At 63.6% G+C, this 18,096-nt stretch carries 11 protein-coding genes; all 11 read right to left on the minus strand.

The features are described from left to right. Positions 1-3 precede the first annotated feature (3 nt). The 11 genes from B5525_RS12760 to B5525_RS12810 all read right to left on the minus strand — a co-directional run bounded on the left by B5525_RS12760 (position 4) and on the right by B5525_RS12810 (position 17,956). On the minus strand, positions 4-6,288 hold the full coding sequence (locus tag B5525_RS12760; protein ID WP_079566324.1) for a HAMP domain-containing protein: 6,285 nt from the start codon (positions 6,286-6,288) through the stop codon (positions 4-6). 313 nt (positions 6,289-6,601) lie between these two features. Then, complete coding sequence (locus B5525_RS12765; RefSeq protein ID WP_425305266.1) at positions 6,602-7,420, minus strand: MlaD family protein; 819 nt, start codon at positions 7,418-7,420, stop codon at positions 6,602-6,604. Between the two features lie 257 nt (positions 7,421-7,677). After that, on the minus strand, positions 7,678-8,400 hold the full coding sequence (locus B5525_RS12770; RefSeq protein WP_079566326.1) for an ABC transporter ATP-binding protein: 723 nt from the start codon (positions 8,398-8,400) through the stop codon (positions 7,678-7,680). Then, positions 8,397-9,146 carry an ABC transporter ATP-binding protein gene (locus tag B5525_RS12775; RefSeq protein ID WP_079566327.1) on the minus strand — a complete coding sequence of 250 codons (750 nt, stop codon included), beginning with the start codon at positions 9,144-9,146 and terminating at the stop codon, positions 8,397-8,399. Before B5525_RS12775 ends, B5525_RS12770 begins: the two co-directional genes overlap by 4 nt. Then, positions 9,143-10,096: a branched-chain amino acid ABC transporter permease gene (locus B5525_RS12780; RefSeq protein WP_244567886.1), complete on the minus strand. Its 954-nt coding sequence runs from the start codon at positions 10,094-10,096 to the stop codon at positions 9,143-9,145. The genes B5525_RS12775 and B5525_RS12780 overlap by 4 nt, the downstream gene beginning before the upstream one ends. Then, the gene (locus B5525_RS12785; RefSeq protein WP_079566328.1) at positions 10,093-10,962 is read right to left on the minus strand and encodes a branched-chain amino acid ABC transporter permease; all 870 of its coding nucleotides are present in this window, start codon (positions 10,960-10,962) and stop codon (positions 10,093-10,095) included. The genes B5525_RS12780 and B5525_RS12785 overlap by 4 nt, the downstream gene beginning before the upstream one ends. A 79-nt stretch (positions 10,963-11,041) precedes the next feature. Further along, positions 11,042-12,304, minus strand: coding sequence for an ABC transporter substrate-binding protein (locus B5525_RS12790; RefSeq protein ID WP_079566329.1), 1,263 nt, complete (start codon positions 12,302-12,304; stop codon positions 11,042-11,044). Positions 12,305-12,464: 160 nt separating this feature from the next. Further along, positions 12,465-13,718: an ABC transporter substrate-binding protein gene (locus B5525_RS12795; RefSeq protein ID WP_079566330.1), complete on the minus strand. Its 1,254-nt coding sequence runs from the start codon at positions 13,716-13,718 to the stop codon at positions 12,465-12,467. A gap of 182 nt (positions 13,719-13,900) precedes the next feature. Beyond that, on the minus strand, positions 13,901-14,824 hold the full coding sequence (locus B5525_RS12800; RefSeq protein WP_079566331.1) for a dioxygenase: 924 nt from the start codon (positions 14,822-14,824) through the stop codon (positions 13,901-13,903). A 70-nt stretch (positions 14,825-14,894) separates the two neighbouring features. Then, entirely contained in the window at positions 14,895-17,114 is a 2,220-nt protein-coding gene (locus B5525_RS12805; RefSeq protein WP_079573291.1) for an acetate--CoA ligase family protein, read from the minus strand. Positions 17,115-17,251: 137 nt separating this feature from the next. Further along, entirely contained in the window at positions 17,252-17,956 is a 705-nt protein-coding gene (locus B5525_RS12810; protein ID WP_079566332.1) for a DUF1614 domain-containing protein, read from the minus strand. Positions 17,957-18,096: the final 140 nt, after the last annotated feature.

The following is an 18,096-nucleotide window of genomic DNA, read 5'->3' on the forward strand; positions in this document are numbered from 1 at the left end:
CGGTCAGCGATGGAGCCACATGCGGATGGCGAGCAGCAGCTGCTCGGTATTGACGGGCTTTGCCAGATAATCGGAGGCGCCGGCCTCCAGGCACTTCTCGCGATCGCCCTTCATCGCCTTGGCGGTCAGCGCGATGATCGGAAGTCGGCGGAAGGCCGGGTTTTCCCGGATCACGCCGATGGTCTGATAGCCGTCCATCTGGGGCATCATGATGTCCATCAAAACAATGGCGATCGCGGGGTTCGATTCGACCAGCGCGACCGCCTCGCTGCCGGTCGTGGCGGTGAGCACCTTCATGCCGCGCCGTTCCAGCACGCTGGAAAGCGCAAAAATGTTGCGGGCATCGTCGTCCACCAGGAGCGCGGTCTGGCCGACCAGGTCCTCGTCGGAACTATTGAGCTTCTCCAGCATTCGTTGCTTATCGATTGGCAATTCCGTGATCACACGGTGCAAAAACAGCGATGTTTCATCGAGCAGGCGTTCCGGCGATTCCACGCCTTTCACCACGATGCTCCGCGCCATGGTGTGCAGTTCCGCGTCTTCCTCGACCGACAACTCGCGGCCGGTGAATACCACCACGGGAACATTGGAGAGCGATTCATCGCCCCGGATGGAGTCCAGCACCTCGAATCCACTCATGTCAGGCAGCCGCAGGTCGAGCACGACGCAGTCGCAGGGGCTTTCGCGCAGCGTGGAAAGCGCACCCGCTCCCGTGTCGGTGGTGACGATCTCGATGTCGTCATGGTCCAGGAGCGCCCTGATGCTCATCTGCTCGGCCGCATTGTCCTCCACGATCAACAGGCGCTTGCGGCGGGGTTTTGCGTATTCCTTGATCTGTGACAGCGCCGCGCTGACCCCTTCGGTCGTGGTCGGCTTGTTGACGAAGGAGAACGCGCCACGCGCCAGCGCATGCTGGCGGTCCTCGTCGAGCGTGATGATCTGGACCGGAATGTGCCGGGTGAGCGGATTGTGCTTGAGCTGGCTGAGCACGGTCCAGCCGAGCATGTCGGGCAGGAAGATGTCGAGCGAGACCGCCGTAGGCTGGAACTGCTTTGCGAGATCCAGCGCCTCCGAGCCGCGTGCTGCCACCAAAACCTTGAAGCCCTTGTCGTGGGCGAGATCGATCAGCACGCGCGCATAATGCGGATCGTCCTCGACGATCAGGAGAATGGTGTCGCCGGGCTCGAGGTTGAGCCGGTCGTCCGCAAGCTGCTCGATGACGCGCTCCGGGGTCGCGGCCGGCTGCGCCGGGGCAACGCTGTATTGCGACGACACGGTCACGCGCGCCGCCACCGTCGGGCCGGAATATTTCAGCGGCAGATAGAGCGTGAAGATGCTGCCCTTGCCGGGCGTGCTCTGCAGGTGGATTTCACCGCCCAACAGGCTCGCAAGCTCGCGGCTGATGGCGAGGCCAAGACCGGTGCCGCCGTATTTCCGGCTGGTGCCGGCGTCGGCCTGCTGGAACGCCTCGAAGATCAGCTTCTGCTTCTCCGCGGGGATGCCGATGCCGGTGTCGGACACCTCGAAGGCGATCACCGCCGGCGAATGGTTGAGGACGGGATGCTCGGCGCTCCAGCCGGCGAGCGCGGCCGAAACACTGAGGCGCACGCCGCCCTCGGCGGTGAACTTGAACGCGTTCGACAGCAGGTTCTTCAGCACCTGCTGCAGGCGCTTGGAGTCGGTGACGATGCTGCGTCCGAGGGTGGGATCAATCTCGACGTTGAACGACAGCTGGCGGTTTTCGGCCTCGTGCCGGAACGGACGCCCTACGGTTTCCAGCAGGTTCGACGTCAGGATTTCCTCGGCATCCACGGTCACGGTTCCCGACTCGATCTTGGAAAGGTCGAGAATGTCGCTGATCAGGTTCAGAAGGTCGGTGCCCGCGCCATGGATGGTGCGCGCGAATTCGACCTGCTTGCCGGTCAGATTGCCGTCGGGGTTTTCGGTGAGCTGCTGGCCCAGGATCAGGATGCTGTTGAGCGGCGTGCGCAGCTCGTGCGACATGTTGGCCAAAAATTCCGACTTGTACTTCGAGGTCAGCGAAAGCTCGGTCGCCTTCTCCTCGAGCGCGCGCCGTGCCTGCTCGATTTCCTGATTCTTGCGTTCCACCTCGACGTTGCGTTCGGCGAGCTGCTGCGCCTTTTGCTCGAGCTGCTCGTTGGTCTGCTGCAGCTCCTTCTGCTGCGTCTGCAATTCTCCGGCGAGCTGCTGGGATTGCTTTAGGAGGCCCTCGGTCTGCATCGTGGCTTCGATCGAGTTGAGCACGATGCCGATCGAGTCGGTGAGCTGCTCGAGGAAGGTCATCTGCGAGGTCGTGAACGCGCTGACGGAGGCGAGCTCGATCACGGCCTTGACCTGGTTTTCGAACAGCACCGGCAGCACCACCAGGTTCTTCGGCACCACCCGCAATAGCGCCGAATTGATCGGGGCGGCGTCGCTCGGGATGTCCGCTACCAGCCGCTGCCGCTTGTCCATCGCGCTTTGCCCGATCAGGCCCACGCCGAACTGCACGATCGGCTGATGTGGCGTGACGCCGTCGCCGGCATAGGCCGACAGCAGCCGCAATTGCGGACTGTCCTCGTTCTCGACCTGGTAGATCACGCCCATATGGGCGTTCACCAGCGGCGTCAGTTCGGTTAGCAGCAGCCGGCCGACGGTGGTCAGGTCGCGCTGGCCCTGCAGCATGTTGGTGAACCGGGCGAGGTTGGTTTTCAGCCAATCCTGCTCGGTATTGACGTCGGTGGTGAGCCGCAGATTGCCGATCATGGTGTTGATGTTGTCTTTCAGCTCAGCGACTTCGCCGCGGGCATCGACCTGGATCGAACGGGTCAGGTCGCCCTTGGTCACCGCGGTCGCCACTTCCGCGATCGCGCGCACCTGCGAGGTCAAATTGGCGGCCAGCAGGTTGACGTTGCCGGTCAGGTCCTTCCAGGTGCCGGCGGCACCCGGCACGTTGGCCTGGCCGCCGAGGCGGCCTTCGACGCCGACCTCGCGCGCCACGCTGGTGACCTGATCGGCGAACGTCGCCAGCGTGTCGGTCATATTGTTGATGGTCTCGGCGAGCGCCGCCACTTCGCCCTTCGATTTCACGGTCAGGTTCTGCTTGAGGTCGCCATTCGCAACAGCGGTCACCACCTTGACGATGCCGCGCACCTGCTCGGTCAGGTTGGCGGCCATGAAGTTCACGGTGTCGGTGAGATCCTTCCAGGTACCGGCGACGCCGGGCACCTGTGCCTGGCCGCCGAGTTTGCCCTCGGTGCCGACTTCGCGTGCGACGCGCGTTACCTCGCCGGCGAAGGCGTTCAACTGGTCCACCATGGTGTTGATGGTGTTCTTGAGTTCGAGAATCTCGCCCTTGACGTCGACGGTGATCTTGCGCGAGAGGTCGCCGCGCGCGACTGCCGTTGTCACTTCGGCGATGTTGCGGACCTGCGTGGTCAAATTGGCGGCGAGCAGGTTGACGTTGTCGGTCAGGTCCTTCCAGGTGCCGCCGACGCCGGGCACCACGGCCTGACCGCCCAGCCGGCCTTCGGTGCCGACTTCGCGCGCGACGCGCGTCACTTCGGCGGCGAAAGAGCGAAGCTGCTCGACCATCGTGTTCAGGGTGTCCTTGAGCAGCAGGATTTCGCCGCGCACGTCGACCGTGATCTTCTTCGATAGATCCCCGCCGGCGATCGCGGTCGCGACTTCGGCGATGTTGCGGACCTGCGCGGTCAGGTTCGAGGCCATGAAGTTGACGTTGTCGGTGAGGTCCTTCCAGGTGCCGGCCACCTCGGGCACTTCGGCCTGGCCGCCGAGCTTGCCTTCGGTGCCGACCTCGCGCGCCACGCGCGTCACTTCGGAGGCAAAGGCGTTGAGCTGGTCGACCATGGTATTGATGGTGTTCTTCAGCTCGAGGATTTCGCCCTTCACGTCCACGGTGATCTTGCGCGACAGGTCGCCGCGCGCCACCGCGGTGGTGACCTCGGCGATGTTGCGGACCTGCGCGGTCAGATTGCCCGCCATCGAGTTGACGCTGTCGGTGAGATCCTTCCAGGTGCCGGCGACGCCGGGCACGTTGGCCTGGCCGCCAAGCCGGCCTTCGGTGCCGACCTCGCGCGCCACGCGCGTCACCTCGCCGGCGAAGCGGTTGAGCTGGTCGACCATGGTGTTCAGCGTCTCCTTCAATTGAAGGATCTCGCCGCGCACGTCGACCGTGATCTTGCGCGACAGGTCGCCGCCGGCAATCGCGGTCGCGACCTCGGCGATGTTGCGGACCTGGGCGGTCAAATTGCCGGCCATCGAGTTGACGCTGTCCGTCAGATCCTTCCAGGTGCCGGCGACGCCGGGCACTTCGGCCTGACCGCCGAGCTTGCCGTCGGTGCCGACCTCGCGCGCCACGCGCGTCACTTCGCCGGCGAAGGCGTTGAGCTGGTCGACCATGGTGTTCAGCGTTTCCTTCAGCTGCAGGATTTCGCCCGACACGTTCACGGTGATCTTCTTCGACAGGTTGCCCTTGGCGACCGCGGTCGCGACTTCGGCGATGTTGCGGACCTGGCCGGTCAGGTTGGAGGCCATCGAGTTGACGCTGTCGGTGAGATCCTTCCAGGTGCCGGCGACGCCGCGCACCAGCGCCTGGCCGCCGAGCTTGCCCTCGGTGCCGACCTCGCGCGCCACGCGCGTGACTTCGCCGGCAAAGGCGTTGAGCTGGTCGACCATGGTGTTGATGGTGTCTTTCAACTCCAGAATTTCGCCCCGCACGTCGACCGTGATCTTCTTCGACAAGTCGCCATTGGCGACCGCGGTCGTCACTTCCGCGATGTTGCGGACCTGCGCCGTCAGGTTGGACGCCATCGAGTTGACACTCTCGGTCAGGTCCTTCCAGGTGCCGGCGACACCGAGCACGTTGGCCTGGCCGCCCAGCCTGCCGTCGGTGCCGACCTCGCGCGCCACGCGCGTGACTTCGCCGGCAAAGGCGTTGAGCTGGTCGACCATGGTGTTGAGCGTTTCCTTCAACTGCAGGATTTCGCCGGACACGTTGACGGTGATCTTCTTGGACAAGTCGCCGCCGGCGATCGCGGTCGCGACGTCGGCGATGTTGCGGACCTGCGCCGTCAGATTGGAAGCCATGAAATTGACGTTGTCGGTGAGGTCCTTCCAGGTGCCGGCGACGCCGGGCACCTGGGCCTGGCCGCCGAGTTTTCCCTCGGTGCCGACTTCGCGCGCGACGCGCGTCACTTCGGAAGCGAACGAGTTGAGCTGATCGACCATCGTGTTGATGGTGTCCTTCAACTCCAGGATTTCGCCGCGCACGTCCACCGTGATCTTGCGCGACAGGTCGCCGCGCGCAACCGCGGTGGTGACGTTGGCGATGTTGCGCACCTGGGCGGTGAGGTTGCCGCACATCGCATTGACGGAGTCGGTGAGGTCCTTCCAGGTGCCGGCGACGCCGGGCACGATCGCCTGGCCGCCGAGCTTGCCGTCGGTGCCGACCTCGCGCGCCACGCGCGTCACTTCGGAAGCGAAGGAACGCAGCTGGTCCACCATGGTGTTGATGGCTTCCTTGAGCTGCAGGATCTCGCCGCGGACGTCGACCGTGATCTTCTTGGACAAGTCGCCGTTGGCGACCGCAATGGTGACCTCGGCGATGTTGCGGACCTGGCCGGTGAGGTTGTTGGCCATGGAATTGACGCTCTCGGTCAGATCCTTCCAGACGCCGGTCACTTCGGGGACCTGCGCCTGGCCGCCGAGCTTGCCTTCGGTACCGACCTCGCGCGCCACGCGAGTCACCTCGGACGTGAACACGCTGAGCTGCTTGATCATGGTGTTGACGATGGTGGCCGACTGCAAGAATTCGCCGCCCAGTGGGCGGCCGTCGACGTCGAGCTGAACGGTTTGCAAGAGGTCGCCCTGCGCCACCGCGGCGACCGCGCGCGTCACTTCGCGCGTCGGCCAGAGCAGGTCGTCGATCAGGGTGTTGACGGAGCCTTCCATGTCGGCCCATGAGCCGCTGGCCAGTCCGAACTTGACGCGCTGGCGGGTCTTGCCTTCGCGGCCAACAACCTGGCCGACGCGCTCGAGCTGCTGCGCCATGCGCTGGTTGGCGGCGACGATTTCATTGAAGGTGTCGGCGATCTTGCCCTCGATACCGAGATGGTCGCCGGTCATGCGTACCGAGAAGTCTCCGCTTTTCATCGCCTGCAGCGCGTGCAGCAATTCCTGCGACGGATCCGGCTTTCCGTTGCTGTACGGCTTTGCTTTGGCTGTGCGACGCCGGGTAGATGATGCTGCCGGGCCGAGATCACTCATGAAGTTCCCCTCGAGAAAGCGGAAGCGTGCTCGCATCCGCGCGGGAGCGAGTCGTTATTTTTATACCATCAGATCGCCAGGCGGTCGCGACGCAAGAAGAATACTTTAAATATTACAGGTGCTTAGGTTCCGCATTTTGAACCAGCCGGAACAATTCCGCTGTGGAACTTTTGTTCCATCGAGGAATTAAAATTATTCGTTGGAACATTCTTGGCGATTGAGGAGGGGTGAGGGCGTCACTTTTGCGGTGAGAATCGCATAGATTCCGGTGTGCATCCCCTGCTGGTTCTTGCGGCGGAACCGGGGAGGCGATTTATTGCCGCTTCTGGTTCGGTTTTCCCGGCGGGGGCGGGTTGCCGACGCCGACGGCCTGCGGATCGAATTTGCGGGTGACCTTGACGGCCGCCTCGCTGATGTCGAGCAGCGAGCGGCGGCCCTCCTCCATCACGGTGGCGGACTTCCTGTTGAAGCTGTCGGCCAGTTCGCGGATCGTCTTCACCGTTTCGAACAATTCATCGGGCTTGCCGTTCGCCAGCCCCGGCACGATGGTGTCGACCTTGGTCATGGCGCTGTCGATGCCGGCAAACGCATCGTCGGCCTTGCGCATGATGCTCTCGATCGCGTCACCCTTGCTCGCCAGCGACGCCGTATAGGTCTCGAAGTTCAGCAGCGCATCCTTCACCATCGACTGGTTGCCGACGAGGATGCGGTCGACATTGTGCAGGGAGTCGCGGATCGACTCGATTTCGCGGAGATCGGCGGTCAGGATTGGAATGCCGTCTTCATCCAGCGGCACCGGCGCCGCGGCGGCCGCGCCGCCGGTCAGCGCTATCGCCGCCAGCCCGGTCAGGCCCTGGAATTCCACGCCGACCACCGTGTCCTTGCGGATCGGGGCGTTATTGTCGACCGTGACGAGGGCGACAATCTTGCGCGGGTTGTCCAGCTTGAGGGATTTTATCTCGCCGATCTGGACGCCGTCGAAGTTCACGCTGCCGCCCCTGCGCAGACCGCTGGCGGAGCCTTCGAACACAATGCGAAGCGGGCTTTGCTGCCGCAGCGCGTGGATTTTCTGGTACCCGAGCAGGCCGGCAAACGCCGCGGCGATCAACGCCAGCGTCGTCGATCCGATCATGAGGTTGCTCTTCACCATCCTCCGATTGTAAGGGCAAAGCCGCGCGGGTGAAAGGCGCGCTTTCACCCCTCCTCCCGCGAAGCGGTGGGGAGGGGCCGGGGGTGGGGGGTCTCTCCGCGCGTTCGATTTCTCATTTCGGTAAGAATCTGCCGAGGCACCCCCCACCCCCGGCCCCTCCCCGCCACGCGGCTTGCGCCGCGCGGGGGGAGGGGAGGTAGTTGGCGGCAGTTCGTGTCGTCGGAGTCGGCGCGATCGCCTTACGTCAGCGTCCATTCCTCGGCGCTGGCGCCCGCAAGCGCCCGGACCCGGCCCTCGTCGGCGGCAAGCTCTTTGGCCGCTCCCGAATAGACAACGATGCCGTCGTCAAGCACATACGCGTCGTCGGCGATTTCCAGGCTCATCCGGGCATTCTGCTCGACCAGCAGAACCGAGATGCCCTCGGCCTTCATCTGCTGGACGATGCGGAACACTTCGCGCACGATCAGCGGCGCCAGGCCCTGCGAGGGTTCATCGAGAATCAAAAGCCTCGGGTTCAACAGCAGCGCGCGCCCGATCGACAGCATCTCCTGCTCGCCGCCGGAGAGCTGGCGGCCCCGGTTGGACTTGCGCTCCTCGAGCCGCGGAAACAGCTGGTAGATCCGCTCGATAGTCCACGGCCCCCCGCGTTCGAGCGGGACTTTGAGGTTTTCCTCGACGCTGAGATTGGCGAAGATGCGCCGGCCTTCGGGCACGTAGCCGACGCCTGCGGCCGCGACGCGGAAGGTCGGCCAGCGCGTGGTTTCCTTGCCGAACACCGTGATCTTGCCTTCACGCGCCGGCGTCAGGCCCATCAGGCTGCGCAGCGTCGTGGTCTTGCCGGCACCGTTGCGTCCCAACAGCGCGGTGATCTTGCCTTCGGCGACGCTGAGGCTGACGCCATGAAGGATATGGCTCTTGCCGTAATAGGTGTGGAGGCCTTCGGCTGTCAGGGCTGCGGTCATGCGGCATTGCCCAGATAAGCGGCCTGCACGGTCTCGTTGGCGGCGATCTCCTGCGGCGTACCTTGTGCCAGCATCCTGCCCTGGTCGAGCACGCAGATGCGGTCGGCGAGGTGAAACACCACGCGCATGTCGTGCTCGATCAGCACGATGGTGTAGTTGGAGTCGCGGTGCAGCCGGCGAATCAGCTGGGTGATCTGAAACGTTTCCTGGTCGCCCATGCCGGCGGTCGGTTCGTCGAGCAGCAACAGATGCGGCTTCAAGGCCAGCGCCATCGCGATCTCGGCGGCGCGCTGGTCGCCATGCGCGAGCTCGCCGACCAGCCGGTTCGTTTTGTTTTCCAGCGAAACCAGTTTCAGCATCTCCTCGACGCGGGCATGGACCTGGGCTGCCTCGACGCCGTTGATCCAGGGCCGTAAGCGGTAGCCGCCGGCCACTTCAGCCGCGATGCGGACGTTTTCGAACACCGTGAGCTCGGGGAAGATCTCGGTGATCTGGAAGGTGCGGGCCATGCCGGTGGCGACCCGCTCATGGGTGGAAAGTCTCGTGATGTCGCGGCCGTCGAAAATGATGGAGCCCGAGGTCGGCGGAAAAAATCCCGAGATCAGGTTGAAGAAGGTGGTCTTGCCGGCGCCATTCGGTCCGATGATCGCGCACAATTCGCCCTTCGCCACCGACAGCGAGACGTCGCGCACCGCCACGAGATTGCCGAACCGCTTGGTGACGTTGTTGATATCGAGAACGTTCATGCCTTGCTCCGTTGCAGGAAGCCCAATAGTCCGCGCGGGAAGAACAGCACGACCAGGACGAACAGGAGGCCGACGAACGACATCCAGTTGACGGTGATGCTCGACAGGTAATCCTGCAGCACCACGAACACGGCCGCGCCGAGCAGCGGTCCCCAGAAGCTGCGCATGCCGCCCATCACCGCCATCATGACGAAATCGCCGGACTGGCTGTAATGCAGGCCCCTCGGGTCGGCGAAATTGTTGACCAGCGCATAGAGCGCGCCGGCAAACCCCATGAAGAAGCAGGATAGGGTGAAGGCGATCCAGATGTGGCGTTCGACGGGAATGCCGAGGAAGCGGGCGCGGCGCTCGTTCTCGCGGATCGCGATCATGGTGCGGCCGAACGGCGAGCGCAGGATGAAGGCCATGGCGCCGATGGCGAGCGCGAAACAGAACAGCACGAAGTAATAGAAATTGTTGGCGCTGGAGAGAATGTCGACCTTGAAGGCGCCGAAATCGAGCGGCTGGCGCGAAAAGCCGCGCAAGCCGTCGTCGCCGCCGGTCAGCGAGCTCCACTGGAAGGCGATGTAGTAAAACACCTGGCCGAACGCGATCGTCACCATGGCGAAATAGACGCCGCGCCGCCGCACGATCAGGGTGCCGAGGATGGCGCCGGAAAGGCCGCCCAGCAGCATCCCTGCGATCAGCGCCAGCGGCGTGCTGAGCGCGACGAATTTCAGCGCCAGTCCGGCGCCATAGGCGCCGAGGCCGAAATAGGCGGCATGGCCGAACGACAGCACGCCGGTAAAGCCCAGCAGGAAATTCAGCGACATCGCCGCCAGCCCGAGCACCAGCACGCGGGTGGCGAGCGCGGTATAGCCGCCGAGCGGCACCATCCAATAGGGGGCGAGCAGCAGGGCTGCCCAGATCGCTGCCAGCGCGATCGCTTTACGGGTTTTCTCGGCACTCAACTCATCATTCCTTCTTCGCCGAACAACCCGCGCGGACGGATGAGCAGGATCACCGCCATCATGACATAGATCACCGCCTCGCTGGCGGCCGGAAAGAATACCGCCGTCAATCCGGAGGCCACGCCGATCAAGAGGCCGCCGGCCAGGGTTCCCGGCAGGCTGCCGATGCCGCCGACGATGATGGCGATGAAGCTCGGCATCAACAGGCCAGTGCCCATGGTCGGTTCAAGGCCGAGTTGTCCCGCGGCGAGCACGCCGCTTAGACCGGCGAGAAAGATGCCGACCGCGAAATTCAGCGAGCGCAACATCTGCACGTTGATGCCCAGCGCCGCCACCGTATCGAGGTCGAGCGTGCCGGCGCGGATGCGAATGCCGAGCCGGGTGTAGCGCAACAGCAGAAACAATCCCGCCACCGCGATCATCACCACCGCCACCATGAACAGGCGGTAGCCGGTGATGAAGAACAATTCATTGCTCAGCGGCTGCGCCAGGAAGGCGGGGATGGTGACCGGCTTGCCTTGCGGGCCGAAGATGAACCGGGTGCCGTCCTCGATGATGAACGCCAGCCCGAAAGTGAGCAGCAGGCTGTAGAGCGGATCGCGTCCGTAGAGCGGCCGGATCAGCGCGCGTTCGACCGCAAGCCCGATGATCGCGGTCAAGGGCGGCGCCAGCAGCAGCGCGCCCCAGAAGCCGATATAGGGTGTGATCGTATAGGCGATGTAGCCGCCGATGACGAGAAATCCGCCATGGGCGAAATTGATGACATTGCTCAGATTGAGGATGAGCGAGAGACCGAGCGCCATCAGCACGTAGAACGCGCCGATGATCAGCCCGTTGGTGACGTTAAACAGAAGCAGTTGCCACATAATTCACCGAAATAAACTCATGCGTCTCGCCCGCGAGGCGGATGCCTCCCGGAGCCCCAGGAAAACGGTGGACTTCATGTCAGGTTGGCCACTGCACGTTGCAGCCGGTTTCGCCGACGGCCGGCGCGGTCTTGTCGCCGGCGACGATCTCGTCGACGCGGAACAGGTCTTCCGGATCGTCCTTGCCCTTCGACTGCGCCTCGCCGACAAAGGCCGAGGTCATCAACTGATGATCGCCCTTGCGGTAATACACCTTGTTCGGCTGCAGCTTGACGTCGTCGGGCAGCTCGAAATTCTCCAATGCACCCGCGAGCTTGATCGCGTCGGTGGTCTTCTCCTGGTTCGCGATCAGGGCGAAACTCATCGCCGAGGTGTAGCCGAACCAGTGCCGCGCGGTCGGAACATTGCCGTTATTGACCTTGCGGATATCGGCCGTGAATTTTTCCACGCCGGCAACGCCCGGCTGTTTCCAGTACCATTCGAACATCCAGACGCCGATTCGCGCTTCCGGCGGCAGCGCGGCGAGCGATTCCAGCTCCTGCTGGGTGCCCGCGACATGGATCTGCTTGTCGAGGCCGAACTGCACCACCTGCTTGAGGCAGTTGATCATGTCGGAGCCCTGCACCAGCAGGATCAGCACGTCCGGACTGGCGGCGCGCGCCTTGATCAGGTAGGCGGAGAAATCGGTGGTGCCGAGCGGCGTCAATTCGTTGCCGGTCACGGTGCCGCCGAGCTTCTTCAGATCGTCGGTACAGGCGTCATACAGCGTGTGGCCGAAGGCGTAGTCGGGCGTGATGAAATGCCATTTCTTGCCGTACTTGGAAAACAGCACGCTGGACACCGAATTGGCTTCCATCCGCGTGGTGTTGCAGACGCGGAACACGTTCCATTTGCAATCCTTGCCGGTGATCGAATCGGTATGGCCGCCGGAGACGATGTGCAGGACCTTCTTCTCGGCAGTGACCTGGGCGATCGCGGCCGCGATGCCGGAATTGACGTCGCCGATCATGAAATTGACCTGGTCGCGCTCGATCAGTTTGCGCGCCTTCTGCACGCCGGTGCCGACGTCATTGGCGGAATCTTCCACCAACAGCTCGACCTGGCGGCCGAGAATGCCGCCCTTGGCGTTGATCTGCGCCACCGCGAGCTTGGCGCCCATCACCTCATTGCCGGCCGGGGCCGCGTAAACGCCGGTGAGCGGATCGACCATGCCCATCCGGATCGGCGTTTCGCCGCGCGCCTGGATGATGAACGGAGAAGCGACCTGTAGCGCGCCGAGCGCGGCGGCGCCTTTTATCAGGGTGCGGCGATCGAATGTCGGATTGAGAATTGACGGAGTCATGAGCTTTCCTCGTTGTTGTTTTTTGTTCCTCATTGCGAGGAGCGGAGCGACGACAATCCAGTACTTCTCAGCGGTGGATTGCTTCGCTTCGCTCGCAACGACGGTCTCAAGTCTCACTGCGCGGCTGTACAAAGGCAGCGGGCGCAGCGTTGTCCATGGCTCAAGCCGGCCACTGAATCTTGCAGCCGGTAGCCTCGGCCGGTCCGGCGGCTTTCTCGCCGGGCACGGGGTTCTTCACCGTAAACATATTGTCCGGGTCGCCCTGGGGCGGGTGCGCCTCGCCGACGAACACGGTACTCATCAATTCGTGGTCGCCGTCGCGATAGGACGGCGCGCCCGGCTGCAACGCGACTTCCGGCGGCAGCTTGAAGCCGGACAGGGCGTGCGCCAGCTTCGGCGCATCCAGCGTCTTCTCCTGGTTTGCGATCAGCGCCAGCGTCTGCACCGAGGCATAACCGAACCAGTTGCGCGCGGTGGCCGCAGCACCGGTGATCTTCTTGATCGAGGCGTTGAATTCGGCGACGTGCGACACGCCCGGCTGGTCCCACCACCATTCCATGGTCCACCATCCCACCCGCGCGCCATCCGGCACGGCGCGGATGCTCTCGAGCTCGAACAGCGTGCCGCCGACCGCCATCTGCTTGTCGAGCCCGAATTGCACGAACTGCTTGAGGCTCGAGACCTGGTCGCCGCCGCCCATGACGTTGATCAGCACCTGCGGGCCAAAGGCCTTGGCCTGGATCAGATAGGCGGAATAATCCGCGGTGCCGAGCGGCACCAGCGCGCCGGAGGAGGTGCCGCCATTGGCCTTCAGCAGCTTCTCGAAGCCGGCCTGCACCGAGTGGCCATAGGCGTAATCGGGCGTCAGGAAGTACCATTTCTTGCCGAACTTCTCCATCAGGGTGGTGGCGATGGCGTTGGCGTCCATGGTGGTGGAGTTGCAGACCCTGAACACGTTCCAGGAGCAGTTGGCGCCGGTGATCGGATCGGTGTGCCCGCCGGAGACGATGTGGAGCACCTTCTTTTCGCTGGTGACCTGTGCCATCGCGATCGCGATGCCGGAATTCACGTCGCCGATGATGAAGCTCACATTGTCGCGCTCGATCAGCTTGCGCGTCTTCTGCACACCGGTGCCGACATCATTGGCGGAGTCTTCGATCAGAAGCTCGACCGGCCGGCCGAGAATGCCGCCTTTCTTGTTGACCTCTTCGGCGGCGAATTTGGCGCCTACCACCTCGCCCTGGGCGATCGCGGCATAAACGCCGGTCAGGGGATCGACCATGCCGATCTTGACCGGCGTTTCGCCGCGGGCCTTGATGATGAAGGGCGATGAGAATTGCACCGCAGCAATTGCAGCCGTCGATTTCAAAATAGTCCGCCGATCGATCGGCCAGGATCGTCGCGAAATACCCATGCTGTCCTCCCAGACAAGATGATGATTTATGTCCCGGCATTCTTCGATGCCTTGGTCGGGCGGGAGCCTAGCCTTTCCGGCTTGGCTTTGCCAATCATCTACCTCAGGGAATCTTGCGACCTTCGGCCTAGGGATGTGCCCATAAAGCAGGCCGGTGGCGGTTTGGACACGGCCGCTGGTGCCTACCGGCTTTCTTGCGTTGCGGCAGTGGCTTTGGCGCGGATCGGCGCGGCCGGGCGTTTCGCTTCGCCGGGCTCCATGACAAAACGTTGATCGAGCGAATACCAGGGCCCCGCGAACCCCGGCTCAGGCGACGGCTCGTCATGGCGGACGTAATTGCCGATCAGCGCGCGCGTCACGCCGAACTGCACATCCGAATCGATGTGTTCATCGTCGGGTGAATAGATTTGCGAGATGAGGGTTTTGAAGCCGGGCTTGTAGATCATGAAGTGCAAATGCGCCGGCCGGAAGTTGTGGCGGCGGGTAGCCCGCACGAGTTCGCCGACCGGGCCGTCGGTGGGAATCGGATAGCCCGCGGGCTTGACGCTGCGGAAGTGAAACCGCCCCGCCGCGTCGGAAACAAAGCGTCCGCGCAGATTCATCTCGGTCTGCGCCGGATCCTGATTTTCATAGAGGCCTTCCGGCGAGGAGTGCCAGACGTCGACTTCGGCGCCTGCGACGGGGCGGCCCTTTCCATCCTCGATCGAGACGCGAACGATAAGCCCCGGGCCCCGCGTCGGCGAACGCACCAGACTATCGCCGCTGGCGCTCAGCGGCTGATCGTCGCGCCAGAACGGTCCGAGCAGGTTGGCCTGGGTCTCGGTCTGGCCGTTGCTGCCGTTGTTGAGCAGGCAGACCAGCGAGGAAACTCCGAGCGAGCCCGCCATCAGCACCACCTCGTTATGCGAGGCGGTGGTCTTCTGGCCCATCGCGGCGATGATCCCCACTGCTTGCTGAAATTCGCGTTCGGACAAGTGTATCTCGCGCACGAAGCCGTGCAGATGCCGGACCAGCGCCAGCAAGATCTCGCGGAGCCGCGGATCCTCGGTGCGGCTGACCGCCTCGAGGACCGCGTCGGTGACCATGGCCTGATTTTCTATGATCATGTTGGTCCCGCTGATCCCTGCGGCGCAGTGCGTTCGTGATTTACAATCTAGCCGACGCTTCGCCGCGGCATCAATGCCCGGCGGCGCTCTTGGCCGCTTCGTTGTTGAGGACGATCAAAGCGTCGACGGCGACGCCGGTCCTGGTATTGATCAGGAACGGATTGACGTCGATCGAGGCGATGCGGGTGCCGGCGTCCGCCATCAGATTGGACAGGCCGACCAGTGCCTTCACGGCGGAAGCCTCGTGCAGCGCCGGCTTGCCGCGATAACCCTTGATCTTCACGCCGGCCTTGGTGCGCTGGATCAATTGCCGGGCCTCGGCCGCATCGAGCGGGGCGCCGGCGAGTGCGACGTCCTTCATCAGTTCGATGTCGACCCCGCCGGTTCCGAACAGCACCACCGGGCCCATTTCGGCATCGAGTGCTGCGCCGACCACGAGCTCGAGCTCGGCCTTGACCTGCTGCGCGATCAGGATGCCCCCGAGCTTCGGCTTGCCCTTGAGCCGCTTCACCCGCACGGTGATGTCGTTGAACGCCTTCTTGACCTCGGCTGCGCTGTTGAGGTTCAGCACCACGCCGCCGATATCGGATTTGTGCAGGATCTCCGCGCTGACGACCTTGGCGACGACGGGGAAGCCGATCTTCTTGGCGGCCTTCACCGCGTCCGCGGCGGTCTGCACGATCTCTTCCTTCGATACGGGAATGCCGTAGGCCTTGAGCAGCTTCTTCGATGCGACCTCGTCGAGCGCGGCGCCGGTGGCGTGCTTCAGCGTCTTCTCCAGCGTCGCGCGCGCCGAGGAAGACGAACTCGATACGATGTCCGGCACCACCTTGCGCAAGCTGGCGTAATCGATCAGCGATTTGATCGCGTCGACGGCCCGGTCCAGGCCCTGCATGACCGCGATGTGCGGCAGCGATTTGCGCAAGGCCTTGGTGAATTCGGTGAAGCCGATCGACATAGCGCTGATATAGACGACGGGCTTGGAGGCAGCGCCGGCCATCGCGTTGACGATGCGCAAATTCTTTTCGCGCAGCTCGTGCGGCGCCTTGGGCAACTCGGAGTCGATGATGACGATGTCGGTGTCGGGATCGTCGATCATGATCTTGATCGACTGCATGTAGACGGAAGGATCGACCACGGCGGCGAAGCCGGCATCCAGCGGATTGCCGACGATGGAGCCGGGTCCAAGCATCCGTGCCAGTCCGTCGCTGGCATTCCTGCTCAAGGGCGCAAAATTCAGGCCGGCTGAAAAGAACGCGTCGATCAGCAGGCCGCGCTTGCCGCCCGACAGGGTGACCGCGGCGAGGCGGTTGCCTTTCGGCGGATCGGCATGGACGAAGCATTCGGTGGTCTCGATCAGCTCGTCGAGGCCACGGGCGCGGATCACGCCTTCGCGAGTCGAGATCGCGTCGAAGGTTTCGATCGAACCGGCTAGCGCGCCGGTATGTGCCATGGCGGCGGCGCGTCCGCCCTCGGACGCCCCGAGCTTGAGCGCGATCACCGGCTTGCCTGCCGCGCGCGCGGCCTTGCAGGCCTCGCGGAATACCTTGGTATTGCGTACGCCCTCGAGGTAAACCACGATCACGCGAACTTGCGGATCGGCGGCAAAATAGCGCATCAGATCGGGCGTCTCGAGGCCGGCTTCGTTGCCGGTCGTAACCATGTAGCCAACACCGACGCCGCGATCCTCCAGCGCCTGGCGTATCGCCATCACGATCGCGCCGGACTGGCCGGCGATCGCCACGGGCCCCGCTTCCATGGTGACGATGCGGTCGTCGATGTTGGTGAACAGCTTTTCGCCGGCGCTGAGATTGCCGAGGCAATTCGGACCGGTGACGGCCAACCCGGTCTCCCGAATGGCCTGCTGCAGCTCCACCGCGAGCTTCTGGCTTTCCTCGTCCTGCAATTCGCTGAAGCCGGAGGTAACGATGGTCGCCGAGCGCGCGCCGGCAGCGGCGGCATCCCGGATCACCTGAACCGCGAAGCGGGCGGGAACCAGCACCAGCACGTGATCGGGCTTGTCCGGCAGGCTGGCGAAGTCCCTGTAGCAGGGCACGCCCCAGATGGTTTCGCGTTTCGCATTGACGGGATAGAGACCGCCCTCGAAGCCATACTTGATCAGGTTGTTCCAGATGCGCTCGGCGTAATTGCCGGGCTTGTCCGTGGCACCCACCAGGACGATATTGCGCGGATGCAGCATCGCATGAATGCGCTTGACGATCTCGCTGGCATCCGGCGAAGGAGACCATTTGCCTGAAGGAGCCGATGCGGTGCTTACCCTTGCTTCCATAGCGTAACCCTTACCCTGTTTCTTTCCGAATGACGTCGGCCGGCGCATGCCATTCGGCTTCATTTCTTCTTATTGATAGTCAGGCAGGGTGGCAACTCGCGAAGCCGGACATTGTCCGTCACACGGTATTCGCGGGCTCACCAGGCCGGTCGCGGGCGCGATGGCGAGGCGATGCCGGCGAGCAGGACCGCGAGGATGCCGGTGAGGAATATTCCGTCGAAGGTCCCGGCGCCGCCGATCGAGGCCACCGGCGCGCCGAGTCCGTTGATCTTGTCGAGATTGAGCAGATCGGCGCCGATCAGCGTCCCCATCGAGCCGCCGATATAGGCCAGCGGCGCGGCGTATTCGCGGGACAGGATGAAGGCAAGGATAGCCGTGACCACGACCGGCGCAAACACCGGCACGGCGATGCCGATGCCATGCACCGGCGTCGCCATCATGTGGATGATAAAGGCGATCACGGCGACCGCGATCGCCGCCTTGAGCCAGAGTTGATATCGAATCACCAGATAGGTCGACATCAGGGTCGGGATCACCGCGCCGCCGACATTGACGGCCACCACCGTCCCGGGCGACGAAACGACGTATGGGACGACATACTGCATGCCGAAGAAATCGACAATCTGCCCCGACTGGACGGCCTGTCCGGGCAGCACCGCGACCGGAAGATTGAAATAGCTGCCGATCAGCGAACCGAACAACAGCAGCAGCGCGGTGCCCGGACTGACGCCGAGCCGCATATAGGCATAGCGGAGAATGCGAAGCTGAATCAAAATGACCAGCCCCACGAACAGAAAAACCAGGACCGAGAACAATCCCGGCGTCAGCGGCAGATAGTGCATTTGGGTCCCCTGGCTTTAGCGGTTTGGCGAGGGTTGGTTTAGCTGGACTGCCTGCATATTTGGGAACCATGTCACGGGATCACAAGCTGTTCCAATGCCTGGACGGCGGGGCTGCCGTGCCCTTATGTAGCGCGCACCGG

Source organism: Bradyrhizobium erythrophlei, assembly GCF_900129505.1.
In the GTDB taxonomy this organism is placed as follows: domain Bacteria; phylum Pseudomonadota; class Alphaproteobacteria; order Rhizobiales; family Xanthobacteraceae; genus Bradyrhizobium; species Bradyrhizobium erythrophlei_D.